The 15,292-nt window shown below is 73.8% G+C and carries 16 protein-coding genes; 7 read left to right on the forward strand and 9 right to left on the reverse strand.

The window, feature by feature from the left end; translation table 11 throughout:
• The first annotated feature begins 150 nt into the window (after positions 1-150).
• The 3 genes from OG730_RS36275 (at position 151) to OG730_RS36285 (ending at position 2,853) form a co-directional block, all read left to right on the forward strand.
• The gene (locus OG730_RS36275; protein ID WP_327308220.1) at positions 151-1,281 is read left to right on the forward strand and encodes an L-cysteine desulfhydrase Cds1; all 1,131 of its coding nucleotides are present in this window, start codon (positions 151-153) and stop codon (positions 1,279-1,281) included.
• Between the two features lie 97 nt (positions 1,282-1,378).
• Positions 1,379-2,044: a hypothetical protein gene (locus OG730_RS36280; RefSeq protein WP_327308221.1), complete on the forward strand. Its 666-nt coding sequence runs from the start codon at positions 1,379-1,381 to the stop codon at positions 2,042-2,044.
• A 104-nt stretch (positions 2,045-2,148) separates the two neighbouring features.
• Positions 2,149-2,853 carry a hypothetical protein gene (locus tag OG730_RS36285; RefSeq protein ID WP_327308222.1) on the forward strand — a complete coding sequence of 235 codons (705 nt, stop codon included), beginning with the start codon at positions 2,149-2,151 and terminating at the stop codon, positions 2,851-2,853.
• Here OG730_RS36285 and OG730_RS36290 read toward each other — a convergent pair.
• The 6 genes from OG730_RS36290 to OG730_RS36315 form a co-directional block, all read right to left on the reverse strand.
• Positions 2,847-3,338 carry an SRPBCC family protein gene (locus tag OG730_RS36290; protein WP_327308223.1) on the reverse strand — a complete coding sequence of 164 codons (492 nt, stop codon included), beginning with the start codon at positions 3,336-3,338 and terminating at the stop codon, positions 2,847-2,849. The genes OG730_RS36285 and OG730_RS36290 overlap by 7 nt on opposite strands.
• A gap of 108 nt (positions 3,339-3,446) precedes the next feature.
• Positions 3,447-5,930: a right-handed parallel beta-helix repeat-containing protein gene (locus OG730_RS36295; protein WP_327308225.1), complete on the reverse strand. Its 2,484-nt coding sequence runs from the start codon at positions 5,928-5,930 to the stop codon at positions 3,447-3,449.
• Between the two features lie 136 nt (positions 5,931-6,066).
• On the reverse strand, positions 6,067-6,678 hold the full coding sequence (locus OG730_RS36300) for an Rv1733c family protein (protein ID WP_327308226.1): 612 nt from the start codon (positions 6,676-6,678) through the stop codon (positions 6,067-6,069).
• Positions 6,679-6,920: 242 nt separating this feature from the next.
• Entirely contained in the window at positions 6,921-7,745 is an 825-nt protein-coding gene (locus OG730_RS36305) for an MOSC domain-containing protein (RefSeq protein ID WP_327308227.1), read from the reverse strand.
• Positions 7,746-7,817: 72 nt separating this feature from the next.
• The gene (locus OG730_RS36310) at positions 7,818-8,411 is read right to left on the reverse strand and encodes a DUF6643 family protein (RefSeq protein ID WP_327308228.1); all 594 of its coding nucleotides are present in this window, start codon (positions 8,409-8,411) and stop codon (positions 7,818-7,820) included.
• A 257-nt stretch (positions 8,412-8,668) separates the two neighbouring features.
• A complete protein-coding gene (locus tag OG730_RS36315) occupies positions 8,669-9,949 on the reverse strand; it encodes a glycosyltransferase (RefSeq protein WP_327308229.1) in 1,281 nt (426 codons plus the stop codon).
• A gap of 132 nt (positions 9,950-10,081) precedes the next feature.
• Between OG730_RS36315 and OG730_RS36320 the strand changes: the two genes are divergently transcribed.
• Positions 10,082-10,900 carry a glutamate racemase gene (locus tag OG730_RS36320; RefSeq protein WP_327308230.1) on the forward strand — a complete coding sequence of 273 codons (819 nt, stop codon included), beginning with the start codon at positions 10,082-10,084 and terminating at the stop codon, positions 10,898-10,900.
• Between the two features lie 93 nt (positions 10,901-10,993).
• On the opposite strand, the gene OG730_RS36325 is transcribed toward OG730_RS36320, so the two are convergent.
• Positions 10,994-11,932 (reverse strand): GlxA family transcriptional regulator, encoded by a 939-nt coding sequence (locus OG730_RS36325; protein WP_327308231.1) that lies wholly within the window; start codon positions 11,930-11,932, stop codon positions 10,994-10,996.
• Between the two features lie 207 nt (positions 11,933-12,139).
• Between OG730_RS36325 and OG730_RS36330 the strand changes: the two genes are divergently transcribed.
• The 3 genes from OG730_RS36330 (at position 12,140) to OG730_RS36340 (ending at position 13,620) form a co-directional block, all read left to right on the forward strand.
• Positions 12,140-12,829, forward strand: coding sequence for a DJ-1/PfpI family protein (locus tag OG730_RS36330; protein ID WP_327308232.1), 690 nt, complete (start codon positions 12,140-12,142; stop codon positions 12,827-12,829).
• A gap of 78 nt (positions 12,830-12,907) precedes the next feature.
• On the forward strand, positions 12,908-13,069 hold the full coding sequence (locus OG730_RS36335) for a hypothetical protein (RefSeq protein ID WP_327308233.1): 162 nt from the start codon (positions 12,908-12,910) through the stop codon (positions 13,067-13,069).
• A complete protein-coding gene (locus tag OG730_RS36340; RefSeq protein WP_327308234.1) occupies positions 13,066-13,620 on the forward strand; it encodes a hypothetical protein in 555 nt (184 codons plus the stop codon). The genes OG730_RS36335 and OG730_RS36340 overlap by 4 nt, the downstream gene beginning before the upstream one ends.
• A gap of 36 nt (positions 13,621-13,656) precedes the next feature.
• On the opposite strand, the gene OG730_RS36345 is transcribed toward OG730_RS36340, so the two are convergent.
• The gene (locus tag OG730_RS36345; protein ID WP_327308235.1) at positions 13,657-14,601 is read right to left on the reverse strand and encodes an ADP-ribosylglycohydrolase family protein; all 945 of its coding nucleotides are present in this window, start codon (positions 14,599-14,601) and stop codon (positions 13,657-13,659) included.
• Positions 14,598-15,239, reverse strand: coding sequence for a TetR/AcrR family transcriptional regulator (locus OG730_RS36350; protein ID WP_327308236.1), 642 nt, complete (start codon positions 15,237-15,239; stop codon positions 14,598-14,600). Before OG730_RS36350 ends, OG730_RS36345 begins: the two co-directional genes overlap by 4 nt.
• Positions 15,240-15,292: the final 53 nt, after the last annotated feature.

The following is a 15,292-nucleotide window of genomic DNA, read 5'->3' on the forward strand; positions in this document are numbered from 1 at the left end:
GTATGCAACCGAACGCGATCGAAAGGGATTCGCATAGATACCCAAAGTGACCGTTTGTGCAGGTGGGCGGAGTACATTTCGAAAGCGGGCGGTGGGCTGAGATGCCCGGCGCGCACTCGGGACATCGAGAAGTACGAAGGAGCACGGCGCATGAGCACCACCACCGGTACGACCGCCACGACCATCGACGTCGACCGCAGCGACGCGGACTACCGAGCTTGGCTGAAAGAGGCCGTCCGCAAGGTGCAGGCGGACGCGAACCGATCCGCCGACACGCACCTGCTGCGCTTCCCGCTCCCCGAGGCCTGGGGCATCGACCTGTACCTCAAGGACGAGTCCACCCACCCGACGGGCTCCCTCAAGCACCGTCTCGCCCGCTCCCTGTTCCTCTACGCCCTCTGCAACGGCTGGATCCGGCCCGGCCGCCCCGTCATCGAGGCCTCGTCCGGGTCCACGGCGGTCTCGGAGGCTTACTTCGCCAAGCTGATCGGCGTTCCGTTCATCGCCGTCATGCCGCGCACGACGAGCCCCGAGAAGTGCCGGCTCATCGAGTTCCACGGCGGCGAGTGCCACTTCGTCGACGACTCGATGAAGATGTACGAGGAGTCGGCCCAGCTCGCCGCCCGCACCGGCGGCCACTACATGGACCAGTTCACGTACGCGGAGCGGGCGACCGACTGGCGCGGCAACAACAACATCGCCGAATCGATGTACCAGCAGCTGCGGTTGGAGCGTTACCCCGAGCCCGCGTGGATCGTGGCCACGGCCGGCACCGGCGGCACCTCCGCGACGATCGCCCGCTACGTGCACTACATGCAGCACGACACCCGCATCTGCGTCCCGGACCCGGAGAACTCCTGCTTCTTCGACGGCTGGACCCTGGGCGACCCGCACGCGACCAGCGACTGCGGCTCGCGGATCGAGGGCATCGGCCGGCCCCGGATGGAGCCGAGCTTCGTCCCCGGGGCCATCGACCGGATGATGCGGGTCCCGGACGCCGCCAGCGTCGCGGCGTGCCGGGCGCTGGAGCGGGTGATCGGCCGCAAGGCGGGCGGTTCCACCGGTACCGGGGTGTGGAGCGCGCTGAAGATCATCTCGGAGATGGTCGCGGAGGGCCGCACGGGCAGCGTCGTGACCCTGCTCTGCGACGGCGGCGAGCGCTACCTCGACAAGTACTACTCCGACGCGTGGCTGGCGGAGCAGGGGCTCGACATCACCCCGTACGCGCGGACGCTCGAGACCATGCTGGAGACCGGCGTGTGGAGCGAGCCCATCGGCTGAAACGTTTGCCCTGGCCGCCTGGTCCGTGCCCGGTCCGCTGGCTACGCTGTGCTGACTTTGGGCGGGCGCGGCGCGGCGCGGGGCGGGGCGGGGAGTCATGGCGGAGTTCACGGACGGCGACGGCAAGGGCTTACGGGGCCAAGGCGTGGGCGGCGAGGCGGGGTTGGCCTGCCCCCGGTGCGGCCGGGAGGACCAGGTGCTCGGCGTGTCCGCCGCGTACCTGCGGTCCAAGGCCAAGATGCGGGTGGAGCGCGGGGGCGGCGAGGACGACAGCGTCACGCTCCGCGAGGAGAACTCGGCGCTGGCCAAGGCACTCGCCGTCGCCCCGGAGGAGCCGGACGGCGACACCAAGGGCTGCCTCGGCGTGCTGTCCGTCCTGGTGGCGGTCGGCGCGTTCATCTGGGGCGGAATCGCGGGGAAGTGGTTCCAGGGCGACGGGTTCCCGCGGTTCTACGGGGGCGACGGTGACCTCCCCCTGGGAGTCGAGGACCCCACGACCTACCTGGGCTGGATCTCGGCGGCCTCGCTCGTCCTGGCCCCCCTCCTGCTGGCCCTGTCGGGCCGGGCGGAACGGGTCTGGCGCCGCCGGACCGAACCGGGCCGGGTGGCCGCCGACCGGGTCTGGGCCGACGGCTGGTACTGCGGCCGCTGCGGCACGGTGCACTTCGCCGGAGAACGGGCCATGACCTTGCAGGAGTTCCGCACCCGGGTCTGGTCGGCGGGCGGCTACGGGGACCTGGCCGTGCGGCACCCCGCGGTCTGAACCGGGACGGGCGGGCCCGTAGCGAGAAACCCGTAGGCAGGGCGGCGCCGACTGCTTACGCTGTGCGGACTTCGATCACGGCGGCCTCGGGGGGACCACGGACCATGGCAGGCATCGAGTACGACAGGCCGGACCGGGAGGCGCGCTCGCTCCCCGTGTGTCCCGGCTGCGGCGCCTGCGACGAAGTACGGGCGGTGCAGGCGGTGTTCCTGGAGGGGCACCGCGAGGTCCGCGAGGAGACCGGTGCCGGCAGCGACCGGCGGACGGTCAACCGGGAGGTCGTCTCGCGCCTGGCCCGGGCCCTGGCGCCCACCCCGCCCACCCCGTCCGTCCAGGGGCGAGGCTGCCTGGGTGCGGTCCTGGTGCTCGTGTCGATCGGCACCTTCCTGGCAGGCTCCCTGGCCGGACACTGGTTCACGACGGAGCCCGGGCCGGAGTATCCGTACCCGGGATGGGACGAGGCCCCCGGGACGGAGTCGGACCTGCTCCTCCTCGGCGTGATCTCGGCGGTCGCGCTCCTGGGCGCCGTCTGTCTCTTCGCCGCGATCGCCCTGGCGAACCGGGCGTACAGCGCCAAGGTTCGGCCCGGCCTGCCCGCCGCCGAGCGGCTCTGGCTCCAGGGCTGGTACTGCGCACGCTGCGCCAGGGTCCACTTCGACGGTGAAGGGGCGGCCCTGACCTTGCACGAGTTCCGCCTCCGGGTGTGGACGGCCGGGGGCTACGGCGATCTGGCCGAACGGTACCGGGGGATCGACCAGATCGTCGGCATCCGCCCGGACGGCTCCTCCGGGCGGCTGGCCCCCTACTGATCCGCCCCGCGCCGCCGCTGCGCCAGCCGAAGGTCCAGCGCGCGGACCGCCGAGCGGAACGAGTGCCCGAGTGCGGGCCGGGCGGCGGTGAGCGCGAGGCGGACCGCGGTCGGGCCGTCCGCGGCGAAGGTCCACTGGACGTGGGTGCCGGAGCCGGAGGGGGACAGGTGCCACTCCTCCAGCAGGGCCCGTATGCCGGGGGCGTTGGTCTCGTCGACCCGGTACGCGTAGCGGCGCTCGGGATCCGCGGCCATGATCGTTTCCTGGAAGCGGACCCCGCCCGCCAGCCTGATCTCGCGCCCGGCGCCGCCGTGGGTGGGCCGGGCCAGGGTGACGGCCCGGAACCAGCTGGGCCAGCCCTCCAGCTCCTCGGCCAGCGCCCGGTACACGTCCTCGGGAGCGGCCGTCGTACGGCCGGCGAAGACCAGCCGGACGGGGGCCACCTCGATGAAGTCCAGCCCTACGGGGCGGAGTCGGCGGGCCATGGGGAACTCCCTCGGTTCGACGGCCGGCCGGCGGCGTCCGGCGGCGGGCTGTCACCTTAGCTGTCGGACCGTCAGTTGTCGCTCGGCGTCCGGGGAGGAGGCGTCCGGTCAGAGTTCCGGGAGGTCCGCCGGGTAGAGCAGGGTGAGATCGTCCTTGCTCGGTTCCGACAGCTGTGCGACCCGTCCCGCGTGCCGCTCGACCATCGACTCGAAGGTCTGGCGGGCCGTGCGGCCGTTGCCGAAGGCGGGGCCCTTGGGCAGGTCCGTGAAGTACGTCAGCAGTGCCTCGGAGGTCTTCTCGCCGAGCAGGTACTCGTGCTCCTCGGCCTGCTGCTCCACGATCCGCAGCAGCTCGCCGGGCCCGTAGTCCCCGAAGGTGATGGTGCGGGAGAAGCGGGAGGCCACCCCCGGGTTCACGGTGAGGAAGCGGTCCATCTCCGCCGTGTACCCGGCGACGATCACCACCACCGCGTCCCGGTGGTCCTCCATCAGCTTCACCAGCGTGTCGATCGCCTCGCGTCCGAAGTCGCGGCCCGAGTCCTCGGGCGCCAGCGCGTACGCCTCGTCGATGAACAGCACCCCGCCGCGGGCCCGGTCGAAGGCCTCCTGCGTGCGGATCGCGGTGGATCCGATGTGCTCGCCGACCAGGTCGACCCGGGACACCTCCACGAGGTGGCCGCGCTCCAGCACCCCGAGGGACGCGAGGATCTCCCCGTACAACCGGGCCACGGTGGTCTTTCCGGTGCCGGGGGAGCCGGTGAAGACCAGGTGGCGGCGGACCGAGGCGGCCTTGAGCCCCGCCTCCTGGCGGCGCCGGCCCACCTCGATCATGTCGGTGAGCGCGCGGACCTCGCGCTTGACGCTGTCCAGTCCCACGAGCGCGTCGAGGTGCCCCAGCACCTCGACCGAACCGCGGGCCGCGCTCTGCCCGGCCGCGGCGTCGTCCGCCTCGTCGGCCGGCCGCTGGGCCGGCACCCGCTCGGCCGTGGCCGTGGCCGCGGGGCCGGGCGCCGCCGATACCGTACGGATCCCCGTACGCTCCCCGGCCGCCGCCGAGCCCACGCCCGTGCCCGGACCCGGGCCGGCGCCCGCACCGGAGGCCGACCGGGCCGCGAGCCGCGGTCCGGACTCGTCGCTCGTGCAGTCCTCGGCGACGGGGCCGTCCTCCGCGAACTCGTAGCCCCCGCGCGCGCAGCGCTCGGTGTGGCAGCGGTGCAGGGAGGTCCGGCAGCCGTCGATGACGTGGAAACCGAAGCCCGCGCTGCCCGTGACCCGGCACGCGGTGAAGGTGCCGCGCCCGCCCGCGGACACGTAGAAGCCGGCTTCGGCGGGGGAGCTGACCGTGCACCGCTCCAGCGCGGGGTCCGCTCCCTTGGTGACGATCACGCCGGTCTGGACGGAGTCGATGGAGCAGTTGGCGAGGGTGCCGCCACTGCCGTGGTCGCGGAACCAGGCGCCCGTGGCGGCCTCCCGGATCCGGCAGTCGTCCAGCTGGGCCGTCGCCCCGTCGCTCACCGAGACGGCGGTGTTGCGCACCTGGGAGATGTCGCTGTCCACGACGTCCACCCGGGAACCCCGGTCCAGGACGAACAGCGCGTCCGGTACGTCGTGCACCCGGCAGGAGTCCAGCGAGACGGCGGCCCCGTCGCTGATCCAGACGGCGGGGTAGTCGCCGGTGCTGTCGTGGATCTCGCAGGAGTCGGCGACGACGCGGGTGCCCGGATCCCACACCGACAGACCGTTGCGGCCGAAGCGGCGGACGGTGGTGCGGCTGAGGGTGAGCACCGAGCGGGAGCGCAGGTCGACCGCGTTCTCCGGAATGTCGTGGATGTCGCAGCCCGCGAGCGTGAGGACGGCGTCCGTGTCGAGGGTGACCCCGTCGGCCGTGGTGCGGTGGACCGCGCAGTCGGTGAGCACGGCCGTGGCCCGGGCGGCGACCTGCACGCCGGCGCCCTTGATCTCGTAGACCTCGCAGCCCAGCGCCTCCAGGCCCGAGCCGTCGCCGGTCACGGCGATGCCCGCGCCCGTGGCGTGGTGGATCCGGCAGCGCTCCAGCCGGGGGCGGCCGCCTCCGCGCACGGAGACGCCGGTCTGGCCGGCGGCCACCACCTCGCAGTCGGCGAACACCCCGCCGCCGCCGTCCAGTACGGCGATGCCGGTTCCGGCGGAGTTCTCCACCGTGCAGCGCCGGACCAGTGGCCGCGCACCGCTCCCGCGGACCTCGATGCCGGCCGCCGAGCGGGTGCTCACCCGCAGGTCGGTGAGCTCCGGGGAGCCGTCCTCGATGAGGAGCGCGGGCGCCGTGGGGTCCTGGCCCTCCAGATGGAGGTCCTGGATGACGGCCGAGGCGCGGACGGTCAGCGCCACCCCGTCGAGCGGTGCGATCCGCACCGAACCCAGCGAGCCCTCCGGGCCGCGCAGGGTCACGGCGTGGTGCAGCACCAGATTCTCCCGGTAGGTGCCGGGCGCGATGGACAGGACGTCGCCGTCGCCCGCCGCGGCCAGCGCGGCGGTCAGCGTCGGATAATCACCGGAGCGGCGACGCCACCGCGAAGAACCGCCGTGCGTCACCTGGACCGTGCCCTGAGCCATGGTGCTGTCGTGCCCCCACCCTCGTGTTCCGTGTGTCCGGTTCCGTGTGCCCGGCTGCTGGTCGTGTCCGGCCGCTGGTCGGAGCAGCCGCTCCGGCGCTCCACCGTAGCGCGCGCGGAGCCGGTGAGTTGCCAGGTCAGTTGCCCGCGTCCGCCCGGCCCCAGTCAGGTCCCGCCGCGGCCCACGCGCGGTCCAGGCGGATGTACCGCCGATGCATGAGCCTTCGTACGACCAGACGGCGAAGCGTCTCCACGAGCGCGGCGATGCCCAGGGCCGCGGCGAGCCCGGCCGTGCCCGCGTGGAAACTGGCGGAGGAGGGATCCAGGGGCTGCCCGACGAGCCGGCCGTGCGTATCGGTCCATATCCGGAACCGGTCGCCGGGATGCGGCGGTTCCTCCGCGGCCGGTACCGTGCCCTGGTGGTTGCTGCCGTCGGGCGCCGTCCACGAGGCGACGATCTGCGTACGCTGCGGGGCCTGGCGCTGCGCCGCCGGTTCGGTGGCCGCGCCGAGGAGCGGATCCGGTGTCGGCCGGACCACCACCGCCGGTACGAGATGGCGCTCCTGGCGCTGTTCGCGCACGGCTCGCTGCAGGGTGCCGTCCACCCTCAGGCCGGCCGCGCAGCCGATGGCCGGGGCCACCAACAGGACGCACACCAGCGCCGCGAAGGCCACCCATGCCTCGAATAGATCCGTCTGGCGGCGCAGCGGATTGCGCCGCCAGCGCCACACTCCCATTGCTGTCCGCACGGTCCGGCTCCCCCTACTTGTGCCAGTCTGCGCCTGCCTGCCGTCCCAGCCTCCCGCATGCCCCGGCCACCCGCATTCCGGGACGCGCGAGACGTGTGTCACCCGATCCGGTACGCACGTCCCGAACGTTCCAACGGGCAGGCAGTGGCGGTTGGTTCCAGGGTGGCGCGAGAGCCCCTCGAAGGTGTCATTCCGGGTGGTCTCACCGGCCCTCTGGCGGCTCATCGGTCCCTCGCGCGCCCTCACGCCAGGACGCGTACCTCGTCGCCGACCCGCAGGGTCCCCAGCCGCACCGGCACCAGCAGCCGCCCGAAGGCCAGCGACTTCCCGATCCGCCGGTGCCTGGCCAGGGTCTGGAGGGGCTCCTTGCCCCGGAGCGCCGTCGTCTGGTCGGTGGTCGTCACGACGCAGCGCCCGCACTCGCGCGCCCCGCGGAAGACGGCGTCGCCGATCGCGACGCGCTCCCAGCCGTCCTCGGCCCACGCCTCGGCTCCGGACACCACCACGTTCGGGCGGAACCGGTTCATCGGGAGCGGACCCTCGTCCGGATGGCCGCCCCGGGCGATCAGCGCGTTGAGGGCGTCCAGCGAGGCGAGGGTGGTGATCAGCAGCGGATAGCCGTCGGCGAGGCTCACGGTTTCGCCGGGCAGCGCGTACTGGGGATCGACCGGCCGGCGGACCGCCGGGTCGTCCAGGTGGACCAGGTGGGCCGGAACGCCCAGGTACGCGGTGAACCAGTCGGCGGCGGACCGCGCCGCCTCGACGGTCTCGATCTTCTTGCCGAAGAGCATCACCGGCTCCAGCGGACCCCGCCCCGGGACCTCCACCGTCAGATCCGGCATGCCCGGCGCCGAGACCTCGAACCCGCCGCCCCCCAGCGGGCGGGCCCGTGCCAAGGCCAGCCTCGGCTGCTGGCGTTGGGTGATGACCGCGCCCTCCGCGTCCACCACCGCCCAACGGCGGTCACCGGACAGACCCCAGGGCTCCACGGCCACCTCATCGGGTGCCGTCCCCGCCACCGATTTGACGGGATGGACGTGGAGCGCCTGGACACGCAGTTTCACCATGGGCAAATAGTGCCAGCCTCCCTCACGGACTCCGCGGCGACCTCGTCGCGGGGGGCCGGCCCGGCGCGGCGGTCAGTAACCGCGCCCCTGCGGCTGGTACGGACGACCGTACGGGTCCTCGAACGAGGCGGCCGGTACGGGCGCGGGCTGCGCCTGCATCGGACGTGGCGCGGCCGGGCGCATCGCCTCGTACCCGGTGCCCGTGGCGACCGGGCGGGGCTGCTGCGGCTGGGGCTGCGGAACGTACCCCGTGCGGGCCGCGAACGGCTGCGGCTGCTGCGGCACGTACGGCACCGGCGCCTGCTGGAGCGGCATCGGCATCGACATGGGCTGCGGCATGGGCGGCATCTGCTGCATCTGTTGCATGTGCGGCATCTGCTGGGGCGCGGCCTGCTGCTGGTACGGGTACCCGTACGCAGGGGCCTGCTGCTGTTGCGGCCGGGCCGGCGGCAGTGCCGCCGGGAGGGCGGGGAGCGCGGACGCGAGGGCCGGGAGGTACCCACCGCTCGAGTAGCCGGAGCTCGGGGAGTCGTAGGCGGCGGGGACCCGGATCGGGGCGATCTGCGGGGTCCCGCGTTCGGCGACGAGGGAGTCGTAGATAGGGGTGTCCGGGAAGGAGGGCGCGGAGTAGTAACCGCCGCCATAAGTGGAGCGGGGGGAGGTCATGGACCTAAGTTAAGCCCACGACTTCACCGGGTCCATAGCGAGGTTCCGTCAACACCGCCCTGACCTGCATATTCGCAGGTCAGGGCCACAGCTTTCACTTCTTGTTCACGTGCACGATTTGGCCACTTCCGCCCCGTCTTGCTCCTACTCGTACTGACCGGTTGGGTGTTGCACCGATGGTGCGCCGACCTCGCGCTGACGAAGCGTCACAACCCCGTGACCTCGAAGGACGTGAAGTTGAAGGGTGGGGTCCGGTTTCAGGCATCACTGGGGCGGGCATAGGTACGGCCCTTCCACGCCGCTCCGCGTCCGCGGTAGTGCTGCACGGCCGAGTCGACGGTCATCAGGAGGTAGAGCAGCGCGGTGACCGGGAGGAGCGGCGCGAGGACCGCCGGCTGGCGGTAGTAGCGCAGCATCGGCAGGTAGGTCCCGGCCATCAGCAGCCAGGCCAGACCGCCGGCCCAGGCGACGGCGGGCCGGCCGGCGGCGAGGCCGGCGAGGAGCGCGGCCGGCGGCACCAGGTAGACCAGGACGAGCCCGGCCACCGTCCCGGCCAGGAGGAGGGGCTGGTGGCGCAGTTGCGCGTAGGCGCTGCGCGAGACCATCCGCCACAGGTCCGCGAGGGAGCTGTACGGGCGCACGCTGTCCACCCGCTCCGCGAGGCCGAGCCAGATCCGCCCGCCGGTGCGCCGGACCGCCCGGGCGAGCGAGACGTCGTCGATGACGGCCTGGCGGATCGACTCCGGGATCCCGGCCCGCACGGCGGCCTCGGTGCGCAGCAGGACGCACCCTCCGGCGGCTGCCGCGGTGCGGGAGGCGGGGCGGTTGATCCAGCGGAAGGGGTAGAGCTGGGCGAAGAAGTACACGAAGGCCGGCACGATCAGCCGCTCCCAGACGCTGACGGCGCGCAGCCGGGCCATCTGCGAGACCAGATCGAGGTCGGCGGAGGTCGCGGCGGCGACGAGCTCGCGCAGGCTGTCGGGTTCGTGGGCGATGTCGGCGTCGGTGAGGAGCAGGTACTCGGGGCCGGGGCCGGGGCCGGGGCTGGGGTGGGGGTCGGGGCCCGGGCTGGAACCCGGGCGCGAATCCGGGCCGGGACCCGGGCGGGCGGCCGGACCCGGGCCGGTGGCCGGGCCCGGGCGGGCGCCGGAGCGGGCGTGTGCGATGCCGTGCCGGAGGGCCCAGAGCTTGCCGGTCCAGCCGGCGCCGGGCTCGCCGGGGGAGAGGACCGTCAGGGGCAGCCCGGCGTGCGCGTCGGCGAGCCGCCGGGCGAGCTCGCCCGTGCCGTCCGTACTGCCGTCGTCGACCAGGATGACCTCGGCTGCGCCGGGATAGTCCTGCGCGAGGAGCGAGGGCAGGCTGTACGGCAGCACCTCGGCCTCGTCCCTGGCCGGGACCACGATCGCGACGGACGGCCAGCGGGCGGGGGCGTGCCGGGGAGGCAGGCGCGTATCGGTCCGCCAGAACATGCCTTGGCCGAGGGTGAGCCAGAGCCAGACGGCGAGCGAGGCGCACGCGGCGACGAGGAGATAACCCATCCCGGCAGTGTGCCGCGAGCACGGCCGCGGGGACCGGCGGGACACCGGGGTCCGGCGGCCGGGTCCTGCGTGCGCGGGGGTGGTGGGCCTGTTGCCTGGGGTGGGGGTGGGGGGATCGATTAAGGTGACCAAGTGAAGATCGCCCTCATGGACTCCGGTATCGGCCTCCTCGCGGCGGCCGCCGCGATGCGGCGGCTGCGGCCGGACGCGGACCTGGTGCTGTCCTGTGACCCCGACGGGATGCCCTGGGGTCCGAGGACCCCGCAGGACCTCACCGGGCGGGCCCTCGACGTCGCGCGGGCCGCCGCCTCGCACCGGCCGGACGCGCTGATCGTCGCCTGCAACACCGCTTCCGTACACGCCCTGCCCGCGCTGCGCTCCGCACTGGAGCCCGCGATCCCGGTCATCGGGACCGTACCGGCGATCAAGCCCGCCGCGGCCGCCGGAGGGCGCGTGGCCATCTGGGCCACCCCCGCCACCACCGGCAGCCCCTACCAGCGCGGCCTGATCCGTGACTTCGCCGACGGCGCGCGCGTCACCGAGGTGCCCTGCCCGGGGCTGGCCGACGCCGTCGAGACCGGCGACGAGGCCGCCGTCGTACGGGCCGTCGCCGCGGCCGCCGCGCTGACCCCGCCCGACGTCACCGACGTGGTGCTCGGCTGCACCCACTACGAGCTGGTCGAGGCCCCCATCCGGGCCGCGCTCGACCGGCGCACCGGCGGCGGCGCGTACGTCTTCCACGGCTCCGCCGAGCCCGTCGCCGTCCAGGCCCTGCGCCGGCTCGGAGCCCGCCCGGAGCCCGGCCTGCCGGCCACCGGCAGCCTGACCGTCCTGCTCAGCGGCCGCCCCGGCGGGCTGCCGCAGCCGGCCCTCGGGTACGCCGAAGGCCGTCTGCTGGCCGGGCGGAGCACCGGCGTCGGGGAAGTCGTCGGGGGACCCGTCACCGGGTGACCCGCCACCGGGTGACCGACCTCCGAGGGATCGGGCGTCGCAGCGCCCGTGCGGGAGCCGTCCCGCACCCAGGTGGGCCGGGAGGCGCGGAGGTCAGCTGAACGCGCGGCGGTAAGCGTGGGGGCTGACCCCGGTGGTGCGTTTGAAGCGGTCGCGGAAGGCGGTGGGCGAGCCGAAGCCGACCTGGGCGCCGATGCGTTCGACGGAATGCCGCGTGGTCTCCAGGAGGTGCTGCGCCTGGCGGATGCGGGCGCGGTGCAGCCACTGGAGCGGAGTGGTCCCGGTCTGTTCGCGGAAGCGGCGGATCAGGGTCCGCGTGCTGGTTCCGGCGCGGGCGGCGATGTCGGCGAGCGTGAGGTCGGAGGCCAGGTTCTCCTGCAGCCAGGCCAGCAGGGGTTCCAGCACGGAACCCCTGGGGGTGGGCGCGTGGTCGTGCACGATGAACTGCGCCTGCCCGCCCTCCCGCTCCAGGGGCATGACGGACAACCGGGCCGTGTCGGCGGCGACCGCCGAGCCGTAGTCCTTGCGGATCATGTGCAGGCACAGGTCCAGGCCCGCGGCGGCGCCGGCCGAGGTGAGGATCCGGCCGTTGTCGACGTACAGGACGTCCGGGTCGACCTCGATCTCCGGATAGGTGGCGGCGAGGAGGTCGGCCGCCATCCAATGGGTCGTCGCCCGCAGGCCGTTCAGGAGCCCGGTGGCGGCCAGCGGGAACGTGCCCGAGCAGATCGAGGCGATGCGCGTGCCCCGCGCGGCCGCCGCCAGCAGCGCGGCCCGGACGGCGGGAGGGAGCGGGGCCGTGGGGACGTCGGTACCGGGCACGATGATCGTGTCCGCGCCCTGGAGCCCCTCCAGTCCCCACGGCGCGCGCAGGGCGAAGGAACCCGCGTCGACCTCCGGCCGCTCCGCGCACACCCGGATCTGGTAGCCCGGGCGGCCGTCCGGCAGGCGGGTACGGGTGAAGACCTCGATCGGGGTGGACAGATCGAAGGGGATCACCCGGTCCAGGGCGAGGACGGCGACGGTGTGCATGGCCAGAACATACCCGGGAACTGGTCTCGATGAGCGGCCGTAGAAGCCTCCGAACGCATCTTTGGGCAGGTCGGAGGAGGTTTACAGGGTGATGGCGTTATCCCGTTGGAAGGTGTCGTTAATGCCACTGGGACGGTGGCCGCGGGACCCATAGCGTCAAGGGCGAGCCCGGCACGGACCGGACCGCCGCACGCGGAGGAACCCTTCATGCACGCCCAGATCGTCCTGTTCGACGGCTTCGATCCCCTCGATGTCATCGCCCCCTACGAGGTGCTCCACGCAGGGGGCGCCGCATCCGGCGGCGCGGTGAGCGTGGAGTTGGTCTCCGCCGAAGGACCGCGCGAGGTGGTCAGCGGCACCGGGGGACTGGTGCTGCGCGCCACGGGCGCTCTGGACCCCGGCCGGGCGGGCCTGGTGCTGGTTCCCGGCGCCTCGGGCCGTGTCGGAGAACCGGGTGAGGTCGCGGACCTCGAAGCGGGCGAGGGGGCGTGGCGGGAGGAGGAGTTCATCCCCGTCCTGATCGGCCGCACCCTGACCACCGAACTGCCCGCGCTGCTCAAGGCGGCGATGGCGAATCCGCGGATGACGGTCGCCGCCGTGTGCGGCGGCTCGCTCGTCCTGGCCATGGCCGGCCTGCTGGAGGGCCGCCACGCCACCACCCACCACCTGGGCCTGGACATGCTCGACGCCACCGGCGCGCACGCCGTGCGCGCCCGCGTCGTCGACGACGGCGACCTCGTCACCGGCGCCGGTGTCACCTCCGGACTCGACCTGGGCCTGTACCTGCTGGAACGCGAGGTGGGTCCGAGGATCGCGCAAGCCGTCGAGGAGCTGTTCGCCCACGAACGCCGAGGCACCGTCTGGCGCGATCGGGGCCCGGCCCCGGTCGGCTTCTGACCGAAGCGTCCCTGCCCTTCCCGCCCCCTCCCCACCCGCGTGCCCGCTCGCCCCGCACCCCGAGGAAAGAACCACAGCATGTCCGTTGAAGGAACCTGGGACCTGACCGTCTCCACACCCATCGGCCGGATCAACGCCGTAGTCGAGCTCCTGCGCCGGGCCGGCCGCCTGCCGGCGTCCAAGGTCACCGGCCGGCGCCGCGCCACCGGCGTCCGGACGGAAGCGGAGCCGCGCCCGTGACCAAGCTCTTCCTGTCCCTCCACGTCCTCGCCGCCGTCCTGGCCATCGGGCCGGTCACCGTCGCCGCGAGCATGTTCCCCGCGGCGCTGCGCCGCGCCACCGGCGCCTCGGCCGCCGGTGCCCCGGCTGACCGTGACGCCCTGGCGAACCTGCGGCTGCTGCACCGCGTCTGCCGTGTCTACGCGGCCGTCGGGACCGCGGTTCCGGTCCTCGGGTTCGCCACGGCGAGCAGCCTCGGAGTGCTCGGCAGTGGATGGCTGATCGTCTCGATCGTGCTGACCACCGCGGCGGCCGCCGTCCTCGCCCTGCTGATCCTTCCGGGCCAGGACGCCGCCCTCACCACACTGCAGGAGCAGGAGCAGGAGCAGGAGCAGGAGCAGGAGCAGGAGCAGGAGCAGGAGCACGGGCCGCAGCAGGGATCCGATTCCGGTCCCCGCCCCGGTGCCCGGTCCGCCGCTCGCCTCGCGATGCTCACCGGGGTCTTCAACCTGCTGTGGGCCACGGTGACCGTCCTGATGATCATCCGCCCGGGCTCCACCACGGGAGCCTGACGATCGCCCGACGGTTCCGCACCCGCCGCCCGGGGACTACGCCTCCCGGGCGGCAGCCGCGGCCCCGGCCTCCGCGAGGCGCCGGGCCAGGTCCCGTAGGCCGGCGGCGTCCAGTACGTGGTCCCCGTAGCCCGGCACGGGGACGTGCAGCGGGGCCGTCCAGGGCTCCGGGACCGCCGCCGCGCCGTACCGCGCCCCGGCCAGGGTCCCGGTCACCGCCGCCACCGTGTCGGTGTCGCCGCCCAGGTCCACGGCGGCCCGTACGGCGTCCGCGAAGCCCGAAGTGGTGCGCAGCGCCCACACCGCCGAGCCCAGGCAGGGCCACACCGCCCCGTTGAACTCGGTGGCCAGGTCAGGGTGCCAGTCCGGGGCCAGGACCCGTGCGTACCGCTCGCGGTGGTCCGGATGCACCTGCGCCAAGGTCGCGGGGAGCGCGGCGAGGGGGTCCCCGCCGTCCAGGGCCACCCGTACGAGTTCGTGCAGGACGGCCGTGCCCTCCCACGCGGCCCGGTCCCCGTGGGTGAGCGCGGCGATCCGCCGGGCGGCGGTCATGGTCGCGTCCCGTCCGCGGGGGGCGAAGTACACCGCCGAGGTCGAGGCGCGCATCAGGGAACCGTTGCCCGCCGCCCGCGCGTTGACCTGGAAGTGCAGTGCGGCGGCCAGGTCCCACGGGTCGCCGCTCGTCAGCACGATCTCCGTCTGCAGCCCGATGTCCTTGGGGTCCCCCGCCGCCCAGCGCCGGAACCGGGTGAAGACGTCGGGCAGTTCCAGTCCGCCGCACTCCAGCAGGGATTCGCCGACCAGCACGGCCATCTGCGTATCGTCGGTGGCTTCGCCCGGATCCCAGCCGCCGCCCCCGCGCATCTCCTCGCCGCGGGTGCTCAACTGCCCGGCGAGCCCGAACTCGTAGGGCGCACCGAGCGCGTCCCCGGCCGCCGAGCCGACCACGGCTCCGACGGCACGGTCTATGCGGCTGGTCACGAGCCCGACTCCTTCGGTCCGGGGGAGGGGGACGCGGAGGCGGACGTGGACGCGGATGCGGATGCGGATGCGGAGTCCAGCAGACCGCGGGCGAAGGCGTCCAGGTCGTCCAGCCCGGCCGCGACCAGGGTGGCCGGGGCGCCCGTCAGGAGGTGGAGGACGGCTCCGTGCAGCGCGAGGGTGAGTGCGCGGGCCCGCTCAGGACCGGCCGGCAGTCCGGCGGCGGCCAGCAGGTGCCCGAACGCCGCGAAGTCCGCCGCCGCGATCGGGTCCAGCAGCGCGGCCAGCCACGGCCGCCGGGTCGCCTCGGTCTGGAGCTCCATGTACGCCACGACGCGCGGCCGACCGGGTCCGGCCGTATCGCGGAGCAGTCCGGCGAGCAGCGCGGCGAGTCCGTCCCGGTCGCCGGGTCCGGGGCCGGCCCCGGCGAGCCGGGCGGCGAGTTCCCGGTACTGCTCCAGGCAGCGCTCGGCGACCGCGCGCAGCAGCGCGTCGCGGGTCGGGAAATAGTTCTTGGAGGTGCCGAGCGGCACGTCGGCCGCCGCGTCGACGGCCCGGTGGGTCAGGCCCCGTCCACCCGCCTCGGAGAGCACCTCGATGGCCGCGTCGCGCAGCCGGTCCCTGCGGTCCTGGTTCACCTTGTCAGCTTAACCACATCCGTGGTACCACAGGTGTGGCACCACAGGTGTGG

The organism is Streptomyces sp. NBC_01298 (assembly GCF_035978755.1).
Taxonomy (GTDB): Bacteria; Actinomycetota; Actinomycetes; order Streptomycetales; family Streptomycetaceae; genus Streptomyces.